Genomic DNA, 21288 nt, shown 5'->3' on the forward strand with positions numbered 1-21288 from the left:
GGTCCAGTAGCACCAGTGTTACCTTGAATACCTTGAGATCCAGTGGCACCCGTGTTACCTTGAGCACCTTGAGGTCCAGTAGCACCAGTGTTACCTTGAACGCCTTGAGGTCCAGTGGCACCCGTGTTACCTTGAGCACCTTGAGGTCCAGTAGCACCAGTGTTACCTTGAACGCCTTGAGGTCCAGTGGCACCAGTAACACCCGTGTTACCTTGAATACCTTGAGATCCAGTGGCACCAGTAGCACCCGTGTTACCTTGAACACCTTGAGGTCCAGTGGCACCAGTAGCACCTGTGTTACCTTGAACACCTTGAGGTCCGGTAGGTCCAGGAGGCCCGCCAGAAGGTCCAGTAGGTCCGGTAACTCCTATACCAGTAGCACCGGTTGGTCCTTGAGCACCTTGAGGTCCAGTGGCACCAGTAGCACCTGTGTTACCTTGAACACCTTGAGGTCCAGTGGCACCGGTAGCGCCCGTGTTACCTTGAATACCTTGAGATCCAGTGGCACCAGTAGCACCCGTGTTACCTTGAGCACCTTGAGGTCCAGTAGCGCCTGTGTTACCTTGAACACCTTGAGGTCCAGTGGCACCGGTAGCGCCCGTGTTACCTTGAACACCTTGAGATCCAGTGGCACCCGTGTTACCTTGAACACCTTGAGGTCCAGTAGCGCCCGTGTTACCTTGAACACCTTGAGGTCCAGTGGCACCAGTAGCACCAGTGTTACCTTGAACGCCTTGAGGTCCAGTGGCACCAGTAGCACCCGTGTTACCTTGAACGCCTTGAGGTCCAGTAGCGCCCGTGTTACCTTGAACACCTTGAGGTCCAGTGGCACCAGTAGCGCCTGTGTTACCTCTAGGTCCAGTGGCACCAGTAGCACCCGTGTTACCTTGAACGCCTTGAGGTCCAGTGGCACCAGTAGCACCCATGTTACCTTGAGCACCTTGAGGTCCAGTAGCACCAGTGTTACCTTGAACGCCTTGAGGTCCAGTAGCACCCGTGTTACCTTGAACACCTTGAGGTCCAGTGGCACCGGTAGCGCCCGTGTTACCTTGAATACCCTGAGATCCAGTGGCACCAGTAGCACCCGTGTTACCTTGAACACCTTGAGGTCCAGTGGCACCGGTAGCGCCCGTGTTACCTTGAACACCTTGAGGTCCAGTGGCACCAGTAGCACCCGTGTTACCTTGAACACCTTGAGGTCCAGTGGCACCAGTAGCACCCGTGTTACCTTGAACGCCTTGAGGTCCAGTGGCACCAGTAGCACCCGTGTTACCTTGAATACCTTGAGGTCCAGTAGCACCCGTGTTACCTTGAGCACCTTGAGGTCCAGTAGCGCCAGTGTTACCTTGAACGCCTTGAGGTCCAGTAGCACCCGTGTTACCTTGAATACCTTGAGGTCCAGTAGCGCCCGTGTTACCTTGAACACCTTGAGGTCCAGTGGCACCGGTAGCGCCCGTGTTACCTTGAATACCCTGAGATCCAGTGGCACCAGTAGCACCCGTGTTACCTTGAACGCCTTGAGGTCCAGTAGCACCCGTGTTACCTCTAGGTCCAGTAGCGCCCGTGTTACCTTGAACACCTTGAGGTCCAGTAGCGCCCGTGTTACCTTGAACACCTTGAGGTCCAGTGGCGCCAGTGTTACCTTGAACACCTTGAGGTCCAGTGGCACCAGTAGCACCAGTGTTACCTCTAGGTCCGGTAGCACCAGTAGCGCCGGTGTTACCTCTAGGTCCGGTAGCACCAGTAGCGCCTGTGTTACCTCTAGGTCCGGTAGCACCAGTAGCGCCGGTGTTACCTCTAGGTCCGGTAGCACCAGTAGCGCCAGTGTTACCTCTAGGTCCGGTAGCACCAGTAGCGCCAGTGTTACCTCTAGGTCCGGTAGCACCAGTAGCGCCAGTGTTACCTCTAGGTCCGGTAGCACCAGTCATGCCCGTATTACCTTGAGGTCCAGTAGGTCCAGTAGGTCCAGTAGGTCCTCTGCCGAACGAAGCTGAATTAACTAGAGTAGTTTGTAACTCTGCAATTAATTTAAGGAGTTCTTGGAGTGTACAAGAATCAATTCGGAATAACTTTGTAATGTAAAGTAAATAATTAATTAAAATTTGAAGTTCAACAAATACGGCACTTGCTACGAAGGTCGGATTTGTTAATATAGTTATTAAGTTTTTGATAATGGCGAATCCTTGTGCTTTCAGAGCAGAAGTAGCGTCTAGTGAACAAATGAATTTGCTTAGTAGGTGCAATGTATCTATTAGATCTTCTATGTTTTTTGGGGATGGATTGGCGAAAAGTTTAGGGATTATTTTTATTAAATCGTTAATGATTGCGCGGAATTTTCTAATTTGTGCTTTAGTAATTGGAATCGTTGGGGTAGTTGGAATTCGTCCGGCACTAGTTGGAAAGCATGGATTGGAGTATTTATTTTGATTGTCGTTAAAGCGAGACATTAAATCTCTCCTTTCTAATGAGAATGTGAACGCAACTCATCATAGTAGATGCAGAGAATAGTTAAATGGTCATAGTGAAATTGATTGTTTCGAAAAAAATAAAAAAAAACGCCTTATAATAGGACGTTTTTTTTATTTTCAGCGTATTGATAAAATCGTTTTAGTGAAATCTTTGATTTGAAGCCAACTAATTTTATGATCTCTGGCTCTGGGGTTTGTTTTTTTATTAGACGTAAAATAAACGTGTTCCGGAAATGTTGTCCAGAAATGCCTTTACGTAAATTCGCTCTTGCTACTTCAAGTCGAATCATTTTTTGGATAGCGATTTCCGTTAATGTTTTTGGTGCGTCGATTTCATATACCCATCTGTATGTTCCTCGGTTAAAATCGAATGCAACAAACAATGGATCGTTACTATGGTATTTAGGGCGAACTGGTTCTGGAATACTTTTATAATATGTGTACAGTTGCTTTTTATCTTCGGTTGTTAATGTGATTGATCTTTCTACTCCTGCGGTTGCTGGAATAGAAAGTGTATTAGTTTCGAAATGAACGTGATGCATAGTTAGTGCTGTGAGTTCCTGTAAGGATAGTCCGTAGTCGATTAATAGACTTAAAATAGAGATATTACGATCCATTAATAACGGACGAACAGGACGTTGTTTTTCTGAAAGTCCTTCTAATGAAGTGACTATATGCTTTAATCTTTTTTCTTCATCGGATGAAATGAAATCTTCATCGCGCAATGCACGGTCTGGTTGAATAGTGATTTCCATATTCTTTAATGGGTTGGGGATATTTAGAAAATGATGCATTCTATTTAGAACAATAAATACACGATGCATCGTTTTTTCTGAGTAGTGTCGATTCTTTTTTAAGTCGGAAAAGTAATCTTCATAGTCTTTTGTACAAAGTGTTGCCCATATATTACTGGAAGGGAGCTTTTGGTTTTTTTCTAACCAATGTCCGAAATCTTCAATGTCATAAACATAACGTTTAATGGTTGAAGGCTTTCGGCCTTTATTCAATAAAAAAATAGAAAAGGCTTGTATTGTATCATGGAATTCCGTTGTCTCCATAGTCCCACCACCTTCATTATTTCTTATATTATAGCAAACTTTTCTGAAAATAGTCATTTGTAAAGGAGACAGGAATAATAATATTTGGTGAGTGGATAAAGTGAAACTTTAATCAGTGGGGTTTTTGTTCATCCCCCCTGATTATTAGTTGAACCAATCGGGCATTTACGGGCAGTTATCTCCCGTCTAACTTCCTCGCATTTGCTGAATTTTGAGGTGGGAGTCTTACTGCCCGTTCATGCGGGATAAAATGAGGTGATTGTATGGAACAATCGATGCGTAAGAAAAATAACAATCAAATTAATATTGTATTAAACCATCGAAAAAAAATTTCGTTACCGGCATCAGAAAATAAAGCCGTAATTTCAAGTGAAACCACTACTAAACATGAGATGTTGCAGAGAATTGAAGAAGAGATGGGAAAACTTGTTGGGATGGATGATATAAAAAAGATAATAAAAGAAATTTATGCCTGGATTTTTGTGAATAAAAAAAGGCAAGAGGTGGGGTTGAAGTCTGAGAAGCAAGTGCTTCACATGTTATTTAGGGGTAATCCCGGTACTGGGAAGACAACCGTTGCTAGAATGATAGGGAAATTGTTGTTTGAGATGAATATATTATCGAAAGGGCATTTAGTTGAAGCTGAACGTGCTGATCTTGTAGGTGAGTACATCGGTCATACAGCACAAAAGACAAGGGATTTAATAAAGAAGGCTATGGGAGGGATTTTATTTATTGATGAGGCGTATTCATTAGCGAGGGGTGGAGAGAAGGATTTTGGGAAGGAGGCTATTGATACGCTTGTGAAGCATATGGAAGATAAGCAACACGGTTTTGTATTAATTTTAGCTGGATATTCAAGAGAGATGAATCATTTTCTTTCATTAAATCCAGGATTACAATCTCGTTTTCCGTTTATTATTGAATTTGCGGATTACTCGGTAAATCAGTTGTTGGAAATTGGGAAGAGAATGTATGAAGAGCGTGAATATCAGTTGTCGAAAGAAGCGGAGTGGAAATTTAGAGATCATTTACACGCGGTAAAGTATTCGTCACAAATTACATCGTTTAGTAATGGGCGATACGTACGGAATATTGTTGAAAAATCAATTCGCACACAAGCAATGCGATTGTTACAAGAGGATACGTATGATAAATATGATTTGATTGGGATATCAAGTATGGATTTGATGCTTGAAGAGGAGACGCACAGTACGTAAACTGTGCGTCTGTTTTTGATGTATAAGTGTGTTTAATCTTTTTTCGCTTTTTCTTGGTAAGATTTATGGAAGCGCTCCATTTTAGCGCTTTTTTCGTGTGCTGAATTAGGATCGTGTTCAATTTGGTCTACTGAGCTTTTTTGAGCACCTTTATTAACGTGGTTTGTCATTTGTATTCACCTCACTTTAAAAATTAGTATAAACATTATGTGAAGAAAAACTCGTTAGAAAAGAAAAACCTCTTTACGATATGTAAAGAGGTTAGAGTGCTATTTGTGCATTGAACGTTCATTTGTATCGATACGTCTATGCGGTAAATGCCATTTGTAATGAATAGAAATCATGCGGAAGCAAACAATTAAAATGAATAAGGTGTATAGGGCCCAATCGCTAACGATAATTTTAGCGCCAATTAAGAAACCTGCTAAAATTGTCCAAAACGCATATACTTCAGCTCGAAGGACAAGAGGTTTTCTGCGAGCTAAAAGATCACGAATAATACCACCGCCGATGCCGGTTAAAACTGCAGCTACGATTGTAGCGCTAATTGGCAAATCTAGTTTTTGAGCATATAGTGCTCCTTGTACGGCGAATGCTGATAAGCCAATGGCGTCTGTGATGTTTTCCCACTTTTTCCAATGTCTAATTAATCTATTTGGAAAAAGAAAAATAATCGTCATTGATAAAAGTGCGATTTGGAATAACATGTCTTGTTGCCAAAATGCGACGATTGGATAACCAATCAATAAATTACGAAGGGCACCTCCCCCAAATGCGGTTGCCATTCCTAAAATATATACCCCGAAAATATCATAATCTTCTTCCATTGCAACAATGGCTCCGCTTAGTGCGAATGCGATTGTGCCTATGATGCTAAAAATCTCCCATGCCATGAATTTTCTCCCCCGCTAACTAGATGAAATATGCTTCCTCTGCTATTATATTAGAAGGTTTAAATTTCGAAAAGGATGAGTGAACATATTTGATGGAAGAAAAAGAAAAAGTCATATTAGTTGGCTGTCAATTGTCGCAAGATGATGATGAAAAATTTATGCATTCCATGAAAGAACTTTCCTCGCTAGCGAAGACTGCTCGAGCGGAAGTGTTAGTATCAACGACGCAAAAACGTCCGAAGTTCCATCCGGCGACTTATATAGGGAAAGGTAAATTAGAAGAGCTTACAATGTTAACGGAAGAATTAGAACCGGATGTTATCGTATTTAATAACGAATTAACGCCGAGTCAAATTCGGAATCTATCTTCAGTGTTAGATGCAAGAGTAATTGACCGAACGCAACTAATATTAGATATTTTTGCGCAACGTGCGAAATCGAGAGAGGGTAAGCTTCAAGTAGAGTTAGCTCAGTTGCAATATACAATGCCGCGCCTTATGGGACAAGGTCTTGCTTTATCACGTCTTGGTGGTGGAATTGGTACAAGGGGACCAGGAGAGACGAAGCTTGAGACAGATCGTCGTCATATTCGATCTCGTATTGATGAAATAAAGAGACAACTTGCGGTTGTTGTGGAGCATCGAAAAAGATATCGTGAGAGAAGAAAAGATAATAAAGTGTTTCAAGTTGCGTTAATTGGGTATACAAATGCAGGGAAATCTACGTTGTTTAATAGATTAACGGAAGCTGATACGTTTGAAGAAAACTTATTGTTTGCAACGCTAGATCCAACAACAAGGAAAATGCCGTTACCTTCTGGTTATACCGTGCTTTTGACGGATACGGTTGGTTTTATACAAGATCTACCTACGTCACTAATCGCTGCTTTTCGATCTACGTTAGAAGAAGCTGGTGAAGCGGATGTTATTTTACATGTTGTTGATTCGGCAGACCCTAATTACGTAGGGCATGAACAAACGGTAAAGGAATTATTGTCAGACCTTGAGATTAATCATATTCCTATTATTACGCTTTATAATAAAAAAGATAAGTTGCATCAAAATTTCATTCCATTTCCGAAAAGTGACTTCTTAATGACTAGTGCTTTTGAAGAAAGTGACTTATTACATATAAAAGAAGCGATAGAAAAACAGATGAAGGAAGAAATGGATCGTTATCAAGTGGAAATTCCTCCGAGTGAAGGTAAGTTGTTAACGCTATTAAAGACAGAAACACTGTTAACAAAGATGGAGTTTTTGGGAAATAAATTTGTATATGATTGTACAGGGTATATATTTGCTCATTCATCGCTTAATGGGCAATTAAAGAGATTTTTAGTGGAAGAAGGAGAAAATAAAAATGTTTGATCGTTTGAAAAATGGAGAAAAAATTGCTCCAATCGTAAAAGAAGTAGAGAGTCAAATTACAGAAGTACATAAACGTGCGGATGAAGTAATTGAAAGTAATCAGTTTCGTGTATTAGAAAGTTTTCGTAAACATAAAATTAGCGATTCGCATTTTATTCCGACGACAGGTTATGGTTATGATGATATTGGTCGTGACACGTTAGAGAAAGTGTATGCTGATGTATTTGGAGCGGAAGCTGGTCTTGTTCGCCCGCAAATCATTTCAGGAACTCACGCGATTTCAACAGCTTTATTTGGTATTTTACGTCCGGGAGATGAGTTACTATACATAACGGGGAAACCGTATGATACGTTAGAAGAAATCGTTGGTGTGCGCGGAAAAGGTGTAGGTTCATTTAAAGAATATAATATTGGTTATAATGCAGTTCCGCTTACTGAAGAGGGGCTTGTTGATTTTGAAGCTGTTGCAGCCGCAATTCATAGTAATACGAAGATGATTGGTATTCAGCGCTCGAAAGGTTATGCTACTCGTCCGTCATTTACTATTTCTCAAATTAAAGAGATGATAGCGTTTGTTAAAGAAATTAAGCCTGATGTAGTTGTATTTGTAGATAACTGTTATGGTGAGTTTATTGAAGAGCAAGAGCCATGTCATGTTGGTGCAGATTTAATGGCAGGTTCGCTTATTAAGAACCCTGGCGGTGGAATTGTTAAAACTGGTGGTTACATTGTTGGTAAAGAGCAGTATGTTGAAGCGTGTGCATATCGTTTAACATCTCCAGGAATCGGTGCGGAAGCAGGGGCATCTTTATACAGTTTGCAAGAAATGTATCAAGGTTTCTTCTTAGCGCCGCATGTAGCGGGGCAAGCGCTAAAAGGTGCGATTTTTACAGCTGCATTTTTAGAAAAGTTAGGGATGAATACATCACCAGCATGGAATGCACCAAGAACAGATTTAATTCAGTCTGTTCAATTTGATGATAAAGATCGTATGATTGCATTCTGCCAAGCAATTCAATATGCATCTCCGATTAATTCTCACTTCACTCCATATGCCAACTATATGCCGGGTTATGAAGATGATGTAATTATGGCTGCGGGAACGTTTATTCAAGGTGCAAGTATTGAATTGTCAGCTGATGGTCCAATTCGTCCGCCTTATGTTGCTTACGTGCAAGGTGGGTTAACTTATTCACATGTGAAGATTGCGATTTGTTCTGCAATTGATGCATTAATTGAAAAAGAATTATTAACAATTTCTTAAGGGGGAAGCTGTCGATTTCGACAGCTTTTTTCTTGTGAAAGTAATGATTTATTTCATTAGAAAAAAGAATGAAAAAATTTACAAAAAAATCATGTAAGAAAAGCTAACATCTATTGACACTAAACATAACATGGTATAAAATGAGAAGCAGTTAAGGCGAAGGAGGAACTGAAACAATGAAAGAAGATAGACGTTCTGCCCCGCTGTTTCCTATTGGTATTGTTATGGATTTAACACAATTATCTGCACGTCAAATTCGCTACTATGAAGAGCATAATCTTGTTTCTCCAACCCGTACAAAGGGGAATCGTAGATTATTTTCATTTAACGATGTGGATAAGTTGTTAGAGATTAAAGATTTATTAGATCAAGGCTTGAATATGGCTGGTATTAAACAAGTGTTACTAATGAAAGAAAATCAAACAGAAACAGTGAAAGTAAAAGAAGAAACGAAAGAAATTTCAAAAACTGAGCTTCGCAAAATACTTCGAGATGAACTACAACATACAGGTAGATTTAATCGAACTTCATTGCGACAAGGTGACATTTCAAGGTTTTTTCACTAAAGATAACTGATTCTGAAGGTGTTTAGAGGGACTAAGGAGGAATTTATAATGGCTAGGTACACAAAAGAAGATATTTTCCGTTTGGCGGAAGAAGAGAATGTAAAGTATGTCCGTTTACAATTTACAGACCTTTTAGGAGTAATTAAAAACGTAGAGATTCCAGTGAGACAATTAACGAAAGCTCTTGATAACAAAATGATGTTTGATGGATCTTCGATTGAAGGTTTCGTACGTATTGAAGAATCTGATATGTATTTATATCCTGACTTAGATACTTGGGTAATTTTCCCTTGGACAGCTGAAAAAGGTAAAGTTGCTCGTCTAATTTGTGACATTTACAATGCGGATGGCACTCCATTTGATGGAGACCCACGTAACAACTTAAAACGTGTGTTAAAAGAAATGGAAGCTTTAGGATTCTCAGATTTCAATCTTGGACCAGAGCCAGAATTCTTCCTATTTAAAGTAGATGAAAAAGGAAATCCAACATTAGAATTAAACGATAACGGTGGATACTTCGACCTTGCGCCGATGGATCTAGGGGAAAACTGTCGTCGTGATATCGTACTTGAACTAGAAGAGATGGGCTTTGAAATTGAAGCGTCTCACCATGAGGTTGCTCCAGGGCAACACGAAATTGACTTTAAATACGCAAGTGCAATTCGCTCATGTGATGATATTCAAACATTCAAACTTGTTGTAAAAACAATTGCTCGTAAACACGGTTTACACGCAACATTTATGCCAAAACCATTATACGGTGTGAACGGTTCAGGTATGCACTGTAACCTATCACTATTCAAAAATGGTGAGAACGTATTCTTCGATCAAAACGGTGACTTACAATTAAGTGATGATGCTCGTCACTTCATCGCAGGTATTTTAAAACACGCACCAGCATTTACAGCGGTAGCAAACCCAACTATAAACTCTTACAAGCGTTTAGTGCCTGGATACGAAGCTCCTTGTTACGTAGCATGGTCTGCACAAAACCGTAGCCCATTAGTACGTATCCCTGCATCTCGTGGTATTAGTACACGCGTAGAAGTACGTAGTGTTGATCCAGCTGCAAACCCATATTTAGTAATGGCTACATTATTAGCAGCAGGTCTTGATGGAATTAAAAACAAATTAACTCCACCAGCTGCAGTAGACCGTAACATCTACGTAATGACAAAAGAAGAGCGCGAAGAAGCAGGTATCGTTGACTTACCAGCAACATTAGCGCAAGCGTTAGTTACTTTACAATCTAATGAAATCGTATGCGGTGCATTAGGTGATCATTTACTTGAGCACTTCATTGAAGCAAAAGAAATTGAGTGGGATATCTTTAGAACTCAAGTTCACCAATGGGAACGCGATCAATATATGTCTCTATACTAAGAAGTAAAAAAGCCTTGATACTACGGTATCAGGGCTTTTTTTATTTGTGGACAACATAGGTGCTGGCGGAATAAATTGAATAGCTGTCCGCGAGATGCTCGGAAAAATCACGGAGATTATTTAAAATACTATTGTATTTCTTCAATATTGTATGTTTTGCTCAGTGTTTGATGTTGTGGATGTGTTTAGTGATAAATTAAAGTTTGAAAATATAGTACCTTGCAATAAACAGTACTAAGTGGTATATTATGGATAAAACAGGTGCCGTGTATTGAACAGTACTGAAATAAGAAAGGGGGATTGTCCTTGAACGTTCAATTTAAAAAAGGTGTGTTAGAACTGTGTGTATTGGCGCTTGTAAAACGTAAGGATTGTTATGGTTATGAACTTGTTCAGCAAATTTCAAATAAATTTTTAATATCGGAAGGTTCTGTATATCCGCTATTACGTCGTTTAACGAAAGAGGGATATTTTCAAACATATTTAAAAGAATCCACGGAAGGACCGCCCCGTAAATATTATCAACTAACAGAGCAAGGGGAGATGCAACTTACGTTATTAGTAACAGAGTGGCGTGATTTTGCTAAAGGTGTTCAAGAAATTATTGAAGGGGTGGAATGGGATGAGTAAAGAGCAGTTTCTTAAAGAATTATCAAGTCATCTTAGAAAGTTACCAGAAGAAGAGCGACAAGATATTTTATTTGATTATGAAGAGCACTTTCAGTTTGGGATGGAAGAGGGGAAAACTGAATCAGAAATAATAAAGGGACTTGGCTCTCCAAAGGTAATTGCGAAAGACTTGCTTGCGTTGTATCGCTTTGATGAGATGAAAAAGGATCCATCGACTTCGAATATAACAAGAGCTGTCATGGCAGCGATTGGACTTAGTTTGTTTAATTTTATTATTGTATTAGGCCCGTTAGTTGCAATTATCGGTTTTATATTTTCATTTTGGGTCGGTGGTATTGCTAGTGTAGTGACACCATTTTTCGTTATTATAAAAATATTTATGGGTACGTTTATATGGTTGGATCTTTTCGTTAGTATAACGTTTGTTGGAGTAGGTTTGTTGTTATGTATTGTAGCTTATTATAGTACGAAGTGGTTTAAAAGATTATGTGTACGCTATGTAGTATGGAACTTCAAAATGATAAAAGGGGAGTAGATGATGAAAAAGATATTATTAGTAGCTATCGCTTGTATCATTATTGGAGTAATAGGGATTTCACAAACATATGAAAAAGCAGTAAAAACTGCAGAAAAAGGAGATAAAGAGGACGTAATTAAGAACGAAACGCTAAAAAATGTAGAAGTTAAGTTAGATGCAGGAGATATTGTTGTCCAAAAATCTCCTGATTCCTCTTTTTATGTAAAGCAAACAGGGGACGTAAGTAAACAGGAAATTCGTATTGCTGAAGATGGTGATACATTAAAAGTCATAGGGGAAATAGAAAAAGGTGTTTCATTTGATTTTTCATTTTACAATTTTGGATTTCGAACGCCTACATTGACTATATTAGTACCTGAACGTTCTTATCAAGAGATAAAAGTAAATTCATCCGCTGGACAAATAGAAATAAGTAATGTGAAAAGTGACCGCGTAAGTGTTGAAACACTCGCAGGAGAAGTGGATTTGAAACATGTAACAGCTAAGAGTGTGGAGGGATCTACAAAAGCTGGTGAGGTGAGCTTTAAAAAAGTAATAGGGAAAGTAACAGCAAAAACGGCTAGCGGAGATGTATATATTATGGATCATGATCCAAAATATGATGTAGAGGCAAGTTCAACTGCTGGAGATGTAGATATTACTTTGTTGGAAAAACCACAAGATGCAGTTATAACGGGGCAAAGTGCTGCTGGAGACGTGACAATTTTTAATGAAGAAAATCAAAATATAACAATTGGTAATGGGAGTAAAAAAATTAGCGGTAAAACAGCTGCTGGAGATGTTACTATTGAAACGCGTTAATAATTAAGGTAATGCATTCTTTTGAGTAAACGGAAATCTATCAAAATATAAAAAGAAGATAATCCCCTATATAAATAAGGGGATTATCTTCTTTTTATATTTTTAATGTAAATCACGATATACGCCGATTACTTTTCCGATAACTGACACTTGTTTTAAAATGATAGGTTCTAGTGAAGAGTTTTCCGGTTGTAGACGGAAATGATCTTTTTCTTTATAGAAACGTTTAACAGTTGCTTCGTTATCTTCTGTTAAAGCAACTACAATTTCACCGTTGTATGCAGACTGTTGTTGGCGAACTACAACTAAATCTCCATCAAAAATACCAGCGTCAATCATGCTATCTCCAGAAATGCGTAACATAAACACTTGATCTGCTCCAGCAACGATACTAGCTGGAAGTGGGAAGTGATCTTCTACACTTTCGACTGCTGTAATCGGTAAACCGGCAGTAACTTTTCCGACGATTGGAACTTGAATAACAGATTGTGTTTCTGTTTCCATTCGGTTGTCACCTAAAATTTCAATTGCGCGTGGTTTTGTTGGATCGCGTCGAATATATCCTTTTTCTTCTAGTCGTGATAAATGTCCGTGCACTGTAGAACTAGAAGCGAGGCCGACTGCTTGACCGATTTCACGTACGGAAGGTGGATATCCTTTTTCTTGTACTTTTAGCTTAATAAAGTCGAGAATGTCTTGCTGGCGTTTCGTTAACTTTTCCATGTTTTCTAACACCTCGTTTTCTTTCATTTTTCTTATTAATAAGTATAACATGCGAAAAAACATTCTACAAACATAAGTTCGAACAAAAGGAAGATTTATGATACACTAGAGGGAAAATAAAGCGAGAAAGAAGGGTTCAAAATGAATGCAATTGTTTATGCGCGTGTCAGTACAACAAAAGAAGCACAAGAAACATCATTATTGCGTCAAAAGGATGAATTATTGCATTTAGCTGAGCGCTATCAAATGAATGTGACAAAGGTGATTGAGGAGCAGGCTAGTGGCTATACAATTGAACGTGATGGCATATTAGAAGTATTAGATACAATTCGAGATGAACAAGTTGATGTACTTCTAATACAAGATGAAACGCGTCTTGGTAGAGGGAATGCGAAGATTGCATTAATGCATTGTTTACATAAAGAAGGAATAAAAGTATATACACATACGCATAATGGTGAATTACAACTTTCAGATTCTGACTCGATGGTATTGGATATCATTGGAATCGTGGAAGAGTATCAAAGGAAGATTCACAATTTGAAAATTAAGCGTGGCATGCAAAGGGCGGTAGAGAAAGGGTTTCGCCCAGAGAATAATTTGAAAAATCGTCATTTAAGTATAGGACGTGAGAAAAAAGAAGTACCAATTGAGGAAATTGTACGTTTACGCCGGAATGAATTAACTTTTGAAGAAATTGCAGCAACACTTCGTGGTTTTGGTCATGATGTTTCAAAAGCAACTGTACATCGAAGATATGTAGAATATACAAAGCAATTGCTTGATAAAGAGGACTAACTATTGTATGATAATAATCAGTTTTGAGTAGAAGGGGGATTCGAGATGCCAAGTCACGAACTCATTGAACGCATTAACTTCTTAGCGAAAAAAGCAAAAGCTGAAGGCTTAACTGAAGAAGAACAACGTGAGCGCCAATCGCTACGTGAACAATATTTAAAAGGATTTCGTCAAAATATGTTAAACGAATTAAAAGGAATTAAAGTCGTTAACGAAGAAGGCACGGATGTTACACCGACGAAATTGAAAGCTTTAAAAAAGCAAGATAATGCAAAATTAAATTAAAAGATGGGCATAGCCCGTCTTTTTTGATATTAATAGAAAGATACGTGAGTAATAGCTTTCCGGTTGTAATGCTACTTCAATCGTTTCAATACATAGTGAGTGGTGAATTTAGACATATCAATTGATATGTCTTTTATTATGTACTTGTTGCGAAGGTAATATGTGAATAAATCGAATTGGTTGACATAGCGTTATTAGAAGCAATGATTGCAAGTAGATTCAAGTAGATTGTATATACAGTAATTCTTTAGGCAGGATAAAATAGATGCGAGGAGAATATGCTTGTGCAATTTGTTTTATGATTAGTAGGAGTGCGTGGTTGAAATTAATGTGCTCTTCATATTTGCGCTAAGCTTAAAATATGGTCTTGTGCATGTGTTACTTTGATGGTAATTATTATTGATTTTATTTCGATTCAAAGGGAGAACACTCTTCTTTATTTTTAGTTAGAGCCTTCTATTCATTTGCCACGCGCAGTAATGAAAGGTTAAATATACATTTTTTATTTTTGGATTTAATGATATTGCATAAAAATACAGATAATTCCCTTTCTTTTTAAAATAAAAACAATAAAAAAGTATGTCATATTGAATGCCCATACATTCCCGGAAACATTGATTTTTTTATAAAATATCAAAAAAACATCAACATATTTGTCGATACATGTTGTATAATCTTGCGTGGGAAGCTATCATATAAATGTATAAAACGTTTACTAACATACGCGAAGGGAAGAATAGCATGTCACATTCAATCGAACAACTTTCTATCAACACGATTCGCACATTATCCATTGATGCGATTGAAAAAGCAAACTCTGGTCACCCAGGAATGCCAATGGGTGCAGCACCAATGGCTTATACATTATGGACTCAATTTATGAAACACAATCCAAATAACCCAACGTGGTTTAACCGCGATCGTTTCGTATTATCTGCAGGTCATGGTTCAATGTTATTATACAGCCTACTTCACCTATCTGGTTATGATGTAACAATGGATGACTTAAAGAACTTCCGTCAATGGGGAAGCAAAACTCCAGGACATCCTGAGTACGGTCATACAGCAGGTGTAGACGCAACTACTGGTCCACTTGGACAAGGTATTGCAACTGCTGTAGGTATGGCAATGGCTGAAAGACATTTAGCGGCTAAATACAACCGTGATGCGTATAATGTAGTAGATCATCATACATACGCTATTTGTGGTGATGGAGATTTAATGGAAGGCGTTTCTGCTGAAGCATCTTCATTAGCTGCTCATTTACAATTAGGTCGTCTTGTTGTACTTTACGATTCAAACGATATTTCATTAGATGGCGATTTAAATCGTTCATTCTCTGAAAGTGTAGAAGATCGTTACAAAGCATACGGCTGGCAAGTAATCCGTGTTGAGGATGGAAACGATATTGAAGCGATCGCAAAAGCAATTGAAGAAGCGAAAGCTGACGAAAAACGCCCAACGCTAATTGAAGTAAGAACGACAATTGGTTTCGGTTCTCCAAACAAATCAGGAAAATCAGCTTCACATGGTTCTCCACTTGGTGTAGACGAAACAAAATTAACGAAAGAAGCATACGCTTGGACTGCTGAACAAGACTTCCATGTAGCAGAAGAAGTATATGACAACTTCCGTAAAACAGTACAAGATGTTGGTGAAACGACGCAAGCTGCGTGGAACACGATGCTCGGTGAATATGCACAAGCATATCCAGAATTAGCAAACGAACTGCAAGCAGCAATGAACGGTCTTCTTCCAGAAGGTTGGGAACAAAGCTTACCAACTTATGAATTAGGATCAAAAGCAGCAACACGTAATTCTTCAGGTGCTGTAATTAATGCAATTGCAGAGTCTGTACCATCATTCTTCGGTGGATCTGCTGACCTTGCTGGTTCTAACAAAACATACATGAATAACGAAAAAGACTTTACAAGAGCTGATTACAGCGGAAAAAACATTTGGTACGGTGTACGTGAATTCGCAATGGGTGCAGCAATGAACGGTATCGCACTTCATGGCGGTTTAAAAACTTACGGTGGTACGTTCTTCGTATTCTCTGACTACTTACGTCCAGCAATTCGTCTTGCAGCATTAATGCAATTGCCTGTAACGTATGTATTCACACATGATAGTATCGCTGTTGGTGAAGATGGTCCAACACATGAGCCGGTTGAACAATTAGCAGCACTTCGTGCAATGCCAAACGTTTCTGTTATTCGTCCAGCAGACGGTAACGAATCAGTTGCAGCTTGGAGATTAGCTCTAGAATCAACAAAAACACCAACTGCATTAGTGTTAACTCGTCAAGATCTTCCAACATTAGAAGGTGCAAAAGACGACACTTATGAAAAAGTAGCAAAAGGTGCATATGTAGTTTCTGCAAGCAAAAAAGAAACTGCTGATGTAATCTTAATTGCAACTGGATCTGAAGTAAGCTTAGCAATTGAAGCGCAAAAAGCTCTAGCAGCAGACGGCGTTGATGCAGCTGTTGTTAGCATGCCATCTATGGATCGCTTTGAAGCTCAAACTGCTGAGTACAAAGAATCTGTACTACCAAAAGCGGTAACGAAACGTTTCGCAATTGAAATGGGTGCTACAATCGGATGGCACCGTTACGTAGGTCTTGATGGAGATGTACTAGGTATCGATACATTCGGTGCTTCTGCTCCTGGTGAGAAGATTATGGAAGAGTATGGATTTACTGTAGAGAACGTTGTTCGTAAAGTAAAAGAAATGCTTTAATGATTTTAGAAAAATCTCTCCAGCATGGGGAGATTTTTCTATGTAGTTGAGTTTTTTCGACAGAAAAAGTTTTTTCTCTCTCCGTAGTCAGACAATCATTGCAAATTTTCTCTTATATAATGTAGGGAAAAGGTTGTCCAGATTGGGAGGGGAAAAATGAAAACGTATGAATTGTATTTAATTCAAGAGGATATTGCGAAAGCTTACTTTGGTCGTGAATATTTGTTTTTTGATTTATTTGCTCGATTTTCAGAATCTGGGTCCCTTTCGGAGAAGAAAGTATTATATAAACAAATGACGTATATTACGATGCCGTTACAAGTAATGAAAATTCATCATAAATTAGAACAAGCTTTGCGTGTTCTTGGCAAATATGAAAGAACGAATTATACTCATACGCTTTATACAGGAGCTGAATACGGCGAAATAGTCGTGAAATCACAATATATTCGAATGAATACTTCTGGAAATGTATCCATGGAAACAACTTTCTTTGAGGTGCTTAGAAAGTGTGAGTTAACATTTTTAGCGATGGATTATGAAAATAAAAAGTACGGCTGGTTAAATCCTCTCAAACAAGTACGAACATATGTGTAAAAAATGTCGAATAGTATCTTGTCTTATTGAAAAGGTTTTAGTACACTGTAAGGTAGACAACATGAAGGAGGAAAAGATATGCCAATGTGGTTAGGTATTCTAGTGGGCGTAGTAGCACTAGTAGCAGGCGTGGCGTTAGGATTTTTCATTGCCCGCAAATATATGATGAATTACTTACAAAAAAATCCACCAATTAACGAACAAATGCTAAAAATGATGATGATGCAAATGGGGCAAAAACCTTCCCAAAAGAAAATCAATCAAATGATGAGCGCGATGAACAAGCAACAAACGAAATAAGCGCTAAAGGGCACTCTTACCGAGTGTCCTTTTCTTTTGGGTATAATAAGTGTTTAAAACTTTTAAAAATTCTGTGTTTTTGGTAAACTGAAAACATCGCTCATTTTAAGGGAGGAGGATAAATATGAAAGTGTTTTTTAATTTAGCTTGGTTTTTTAAGCAAGAAAAACGAGCGTACATAATCGGAATTATTATGTTATTTGGTGTCGCGCTTCTTGAACTTGTAGCGCCAAGAGTACTAGGGATTGTAGTAGATGAAATTAATAATGGAACATTAACGTCTGAAAAATTGTTGAACTGGGTTATTCTATTAGTAGTTGTAGGAATTGCGATGTATATATTACGTTACTTATGGCGTATTATGATTTTTGGATCTTCTTTAAAACTAGCTCGTCAACTGCGAAAGAATCTATATGAACATTTTACTAAGATGAGCCCATCCTTTTATCAATCACGTCGCACAGGCGATTTGATGGCACATGCGACCAATGATATTCAGGCGATTCAGCAAACTGCGGGGTCAGGTGTTTTAACACTCGTTGATTCATTAGCTGTTGGAGGATGTGTACTCGTAGCGATGGGATTTACAATTAGTTGGAAGTTAACGTTATTAAGTTTAATTCCGATGCCAATTGTAGCTATTTCTACAAATTATTATGGAACTTTATTGCATAGAAGATTTCATAAGGCACAGCAATCGTTTTCTGAAATCAATGATAAAGTACAAGAAAGTATGAGTGGGATGAAGGTAATTCGCTCACTTGGACAAGAGAAAGAGGATTTACAAGCGTTTCGGAAAAAATCTGAAGATGTCGTACATAAAAATATGCTAGTTGCACGTATTGACTCGTTATTCGATCCAACGATTTCCTTAATTGTCGGATTTTCATTTTTAATCGCAATTTGTTACGGATCATTATTAGTCGTACGGGGTGAATTAACTGTAGGGGAATTGGTAACATTTACAACGTACTTAGGGACACTTGTATGGCCAATGTTAGCGTTTGGATGGCTATTTAATATTATGGAGCGTGGACGTGCTTCGTATGATCGTGTGGAGAAAATACTTTCACAAACTTCAGATGTAGTGAATAGGGAAAATGCTATAAATACTATAGCAAGTGGTGATGTTTCGTTCGCTGTTGATTCGTTTTCTTATAAAAAGAATGAACTATTAAACTTAAAAGATATTTACTTTAACTTAAGAAAAGGTGAAACGTTAGGAATTGTAGGACGTACCGGTGCAGGGAAGACGACGTTGTTAAAATGTTTAATTCGAGAGTATGATCATTTTAATGGTGAATTAAAAGTTGGGGAGCGGGATATTCGAGATTTAACACTTCACGGTGTGCGTTCTGCAATTTCATATGTACCGCAAGATCACTTTTTATTTTCAGCGAGTATTGGGGAGAACATTGCTTTTGGAAAGGCCGATGCTACATATAAAGAAATTAGCCGCGCTGCTGATATTGCTTGTATTCATAATGATATATTTCAATTTCCAGAAGGGTATGACACTGTAGTAGGTGAAAGAGGCGTTTCACTATCAGGAGGTCAAAAACAGCGAATCTCTATTGCGCGTGCATTATTAACAAATGCTGAAATTTTAATATTAGATGATTGTTTATCAGCCGTAGATGCAAAAACAGAAGAAACTATTTTAACTGCATTGAAACGAGAAAGGGCAGAGAAAACGACGATTATTACTGCCCATCGTTTAAGTGCTATTCAGCATGCAAATCTTATTCTTGTTATTGATGAAGGTAGAGTTATGCAGCGAGGGACACATGAGCAATTAATGAAAGAAAATGGTTGGTATAAAGAAATGTACGAAAGCCAGCAGTTAGAGGCATTAGTAGAGAAAGGGGGCGTATGATGGTTGAGAAAAAACGGAGTGATTTAAGAAGGTTGCTTTCTTATATGAGGCCGTATAAAGGGTTATTAGCGTTAGCATTTTTATTTCTAGTTGGTGCAACTGTAACTGAAATGATGGGTCCTTTTTTAATTAAACAATTTCTTGATGAACACTTAGTGCCAGGTAACTTTGAACAATCAGCACTTGTAACCCTATTTGTAGTGTATATTATTGCTCATTTATTAAAAGTATTATTTACTTATTTAGACTTATTGTACTTTCAAAATATCGCTTTTAAGATTGTCCAAGATATGCGAGTTGAAGTGTATGAACATGTTCAAAAATTGTCATTAAGCTTCTTTGATCGTACGCCGATTGGTACGCTCGTATCCCGCATAACGAATGATACAGAAGCGATTAAGGATTTTTATGTTAGTGTACTATCAACATTCGTGAAAAATGTAGTCTTTTTAGTAGGGATTTTAGTAGCGATGTTTTTATTAGATGTAAAATTAGCGCTATTTTCGCTCATATTAATTCCGATAATGTTTGCAATTATGGTGTTGTATCAACGGAAAAGTGCAGCTTTTTATTTAGAGGTACGCAATCAGCTGAGTATATTAAATGCAAAGTTAAATGAGTCCATTCAAGGTATGAATATTGTTCAGGTGTTCCGGCAAGAAAAGCGGATGAGAAAAGAATTTGAAGAAGTGAACAATAAACATTTTAGTGCTGGACGTCGTACATTGAAATTAGATGCATTACTTTTACGTCCAGCAACAGATCTTGTTCATATTGTAGCAATTGCGTTAGTACTTGGTTTATTCGGAATCGATGCTTTAAAGAGTCCTGTTGAAGTAGGGGTTTTATATGCTTTCGTTAATTATATTCATCGTTTCTTCCAGCCGGTAAATGAGATGATGATGAAACTATCTTTCTTCCAGCAAGCGCTTGTTTCATCATCGCGTGTATTTCATTTAATGGATGATAAAGATTTAGCTCCTGTTCAAATGGGGAGTGAACAGCCAAGAGTAGTTAACGGAGAAATTCAGTTTAAAGATGTTACTTTTTCATATGATGGAAAGCGTGACGTTTTAAAAAATGTATCTTTTCACGTAAAGCCAGGGCAAACGGTTGCTTTCGTAGGGCATACTGGTAGCGGAAAGAGTACGATTATGAATTTATTAATGAGATTTTACAATATTAAATCAGGAAATATTGTAATAGACGGAGTAGATTTAGAGAAGTTTGAAGAACAAGAAATTCGAAAGAAAATTGGTCTTGTGCTGCAAGATGCATTTTTATTTGCTGGAAATGTAAAGCAAAACATTCGTATGTATAATGAAGAGATTACGGATGAAGAGATAGAGGAAGCAGCAAAGTTTGTGCAAGCGAATACGTTTATTGAAAAATTACCAGAGCAGTATGATACTGAAGTTGTCGAAAGAGGAGCTGCATTTTCTAGTGGTCAAAGGCAATTAATTGCTTTTGCTAGAACGATAGCAACCAATCCGAAAGTATTAGTGTTAGATGAAGCGACGGCAAATATTGATACAGAAACAGAGGAGGCTATCCAAACGGCATTGCAGCAAATGCGAAAAGGCAGAACAACGATAGCGATTGCGCACAGATTGTCTACAATCCAAGACGCGGATCAAATATTTGTTATGCATGAAGGGAGAATTGTAGAAAGCGGAACACATCAAGAGTTACTTAGTAAACAAGGACTTTATTACAATATGTACTTACTGCAAAATAAAGGTAGTTTGCAAAAGGCCTTGTAATTACAAGGTCTTTTTT

Annotated in this window: 20 protein-coding genes; 15 read left to right on the forward strand and 5 right to left on the reverse strand. The window is 38.3% G+C overall.

Annotated elements, in window-relative coordinates; translation table 11 throughout:
• A partial coding sequence (locus Q3V31_RS08910) for a collagen-like repeat preface domain-containing protein (RefSeq protein WP_329764733.1) occupies positions 1-2447 on the reverse strand: 2447 nt, incomplete at its 3' end.
• Positions 2448-2560: 113 nt separating this feature from the next.
• On the reverse strand, positions 2561-3526 hold the full coding sequence (locus Q3V31_RS08915; protein WP_000450323.1) for a tyrosine-type recombinase/integrase: 966 nt from the start codon (positions 3524-3526) through the stop codon (positions 2561-2563).
• Between the two features lie 263 nt (positions 3527-3789).
• On the opposite strand from Q3V31_RS08915, the gene spoVK reads away from it, so the two are divergent.
• Entirely contained in the window at positions 3790-4746 is a 957-nt protein-coding gene (gene spoVK, locus Q3V31_RS08920) for a stage V sporulation protein K (RefSeq protein WP_000438191.1), read from the forward strand.
• 32 nt (positions 4747-4778) lie between these two features.
• On the opposite strand, the gene Q3V31_RS08925 is transcribed toward spoVK, so the two are convergent.
• Together Q3V31_RS08925 and Q3V31_RS08930 are read right to left on the reverse strand one after the other, a co-directional pair.
• A complete protein-coding gene (locus Q3V31_RS08925; protein ID WP_000181489.1) occupies positions 4779-4916 on the reverse strand; it encodes a hypothetical protein in 138 nt (45 codons plus the stop codon).
• 99 nt (positions 4917-5015) lie between these two features.
• Positions 5016-5639, reverse strand: a complete 624-nt coding sequence (locus Q3V31_RS08930) for a trimeric intracellular cation channel family protein (RefSeq protein WP_000312275.1) — start codon at positions 5637-5639, stop codon at positions 5016-5018.
• Between the two features lie 92 nt (positions 5640-5731).
• On the opposite strand from Q3V31_RS08930, the gene hflX reads away from it, so the two are divergent.
• The 7 genes from hflX to Q3V31_RS08965 all read left to right on the forward strand — a co-directional run bounded on the left by hflX (position 5732) and on the right by Q3V31_RS08965 (position 12188).
• Positions 5732-7006: a GTPase HflX gene (gene hflX / locus Q3V31_RS08935; RefSeq protein WP_329765191.1), complete on the forward strand. Its 1275-nt coding sequence runs from the start codon at positions 5732-5734 to the stop codon at positions 7004-7006.
• Positions 6999-8270 carry a methionine gamma-lyase family protein gene (locus Q3V31_RS08940; protein WP_090813905.1) on the forward strand — a complete coding sequence of 424 codons (1272 nt, stop codon included), beginning with the start codon at positions 6999-7001 and terminating at the stop codon, positions 8268-8270. The genes hflX and Q3V31_RS08940 overlap by 8 nt, the downstream gene beginning before the upstream one ends.
• 176 nt (positions 8271-8446) lie before the next feature.
• Complete coding sequence (gene glnR / locus Q3V31_RS08945) at positions 8447-8836, forward strand: transcriptional repressor GlnR (RefSeq protein WP_000656784.1); 390 nt, start codon at positions 8447-8449, stop codon at positions 8834-8836.
• 48 nt (positions 8837-8884) lie between these two features.
• Complete coding sequence (gene glnA / locus Q3V31_RS08950; RefSeq protein ID WP_329764750.1) at positions 8885-10219, forward strand: type I glutamate--ammonia ligase; 1335 nt, start codon at positions 8885-8887, stop codon at positions 10217-10219.
• A 306-nt stretch (positions 10220-10525) separates the two neighbouring features.
• Positions 10526-10849, forward strand: coding sequence for a PadR family transcriptional regulator (locus tag Q3V31_RS08955; protein WP_002066545.1), 324 nt, complete (start codon positions 10526-10528; stop codon positions 10847-10849).
• Entirely contained in the window at positions 10842-11384 is a 543-nt protein-coding gene (locus Q3V31_RS08960; protein ID WP_000032407.1) for a DUF1700 domain-containing protein, read from the forward strand. The genes Q3V31_RS08955 and Q3V31_RS08960 overlap by 8 nt, the downstream gene beginning before the upstream one ends.
• A gap of 3 nt (positions 11385-11387) precedes the next feature.
• Complete coding sequence (locus Q3V31_RS08965) at positions 11388-12188, forward strand: DUF4097 family beta strand repeat-containing protein (RefSeq protein ID WP_000722548.1); 801 nt, start codon at positions 11388-11390, stop codon at positions 12186-12188.
• A 102-nt stretch (positions 12189-12290) separates the two neighbouring features.
• On the opposite strand, the gene lexA is transcribed toward Q3V31_RS08965, so the two are convergent.
• Positions 12291-12911: a transcriptional repressor LexA gene (lexA, locus tag Q3V31_RS08970; protein ID WP_002094456.1), complete on the reverse strand. Its 621-nt coding sequence runs from the start codon at positions 12909-12911 to the stop codon at positions 12291-12293.
• Positions 12912-13052: 141 nt separating this feature from the next.
• Here lexA and Q3V31_RS08975 point away from each other — a divergent pair, with 141 nt between their 5' ends.
• From Q3V31_RS08975 to Q3V31_RS09005, 7 genes are all read left to right on the forward strand, one after another.
• Positions 13053-13709: a YneB family resolvase-like protein gene (locus Q3V31_RS08975; protein WP_000991795.1), complete on the forward strand. Its 657-nt coding sequence runs from the start codon at positions 13053-13055 to the stop codon at positions 13707-13709.
• 45 nt (positions 13710-13754) lie between these two features.
• Entirely contained in the window at positions 13755-13994 is a 240-nt protein-coding gene (locus Q3V31_RS08980; protein WP_001139098.1) for a DUF896 domain-containing protein, read from the forward strand.
• A 741-nt stretch (positions 13995-14735) separates the two neighbouring features.
• On the forward strand, positions 14736-16736 hold the full coding sequence (gene tkt, locus Q3V31_RS08985) for a transketolase (protein ID WP_000019764.1): 2001 nt from the start codon (positions 14736-14738) through the stop codon (positions 16734-16736).
• 156 nt (positions 16737-16892) lie between these two features.
• Positions 16893-17333, forward strand: coding sequence for a sporulation inhibitor of replication protein SirA (sirA, locus tag Q3V31_RS08990; protein ID WP_000860649.1), 441 nt, complete (start codon positions 16893-16895; stop codon positions 17331-17333).
• A 78-nt stretch (positions 17334-17411) separates the two neighbouring features.
• Positions 17412-17633: a YneF family protein gene (locus tag Q3V31_RS08995; protein ID WP_001132292.1), complete on the forward strand. Its 222-nt coding sequence runs from the start codon at positions 17412-17414 to the stop codon at positions 17631-17633.
• Positions 17634-17757: 124 nt separating this feature from the next.
• Complete coding sequence (locus Q3V31_RS09000; RefSeq protein ID WP_000862309.1) at positions 17758-19509, forward strand: ABC transporter transmembrane domain-containing protein; 1752 nt, start codon at positions 17758-17760, stop codon at positions 19507-19509.
• The gene (locus Q3V31_RS09005) at positions 19509-21272 is read left to right on the forward strand and encodes an ABC transporter ATP-binding protein (protein ID WP_016130094.1); all 1764 of its coding nucleotides are present in this window, start codon (positions 19509-19511) and stop codon (positions 21270-21272) included. Before Q3V31_RS09000 ends, Q3V31_RS09005 begins: the two co-directional genes overlap by 1 nt.
• Positions 21273-21288 lie beyond the last annotated feature (16 nt).

The organism is Bacillus nitratireducens, from assembly GCF_036320425.1.
GTDB lineage: Bacteria > Bacillota > Bacilli > Bacillales > Bacillaceae_G > Bacillus_A > Bacillus_A nitratireducens.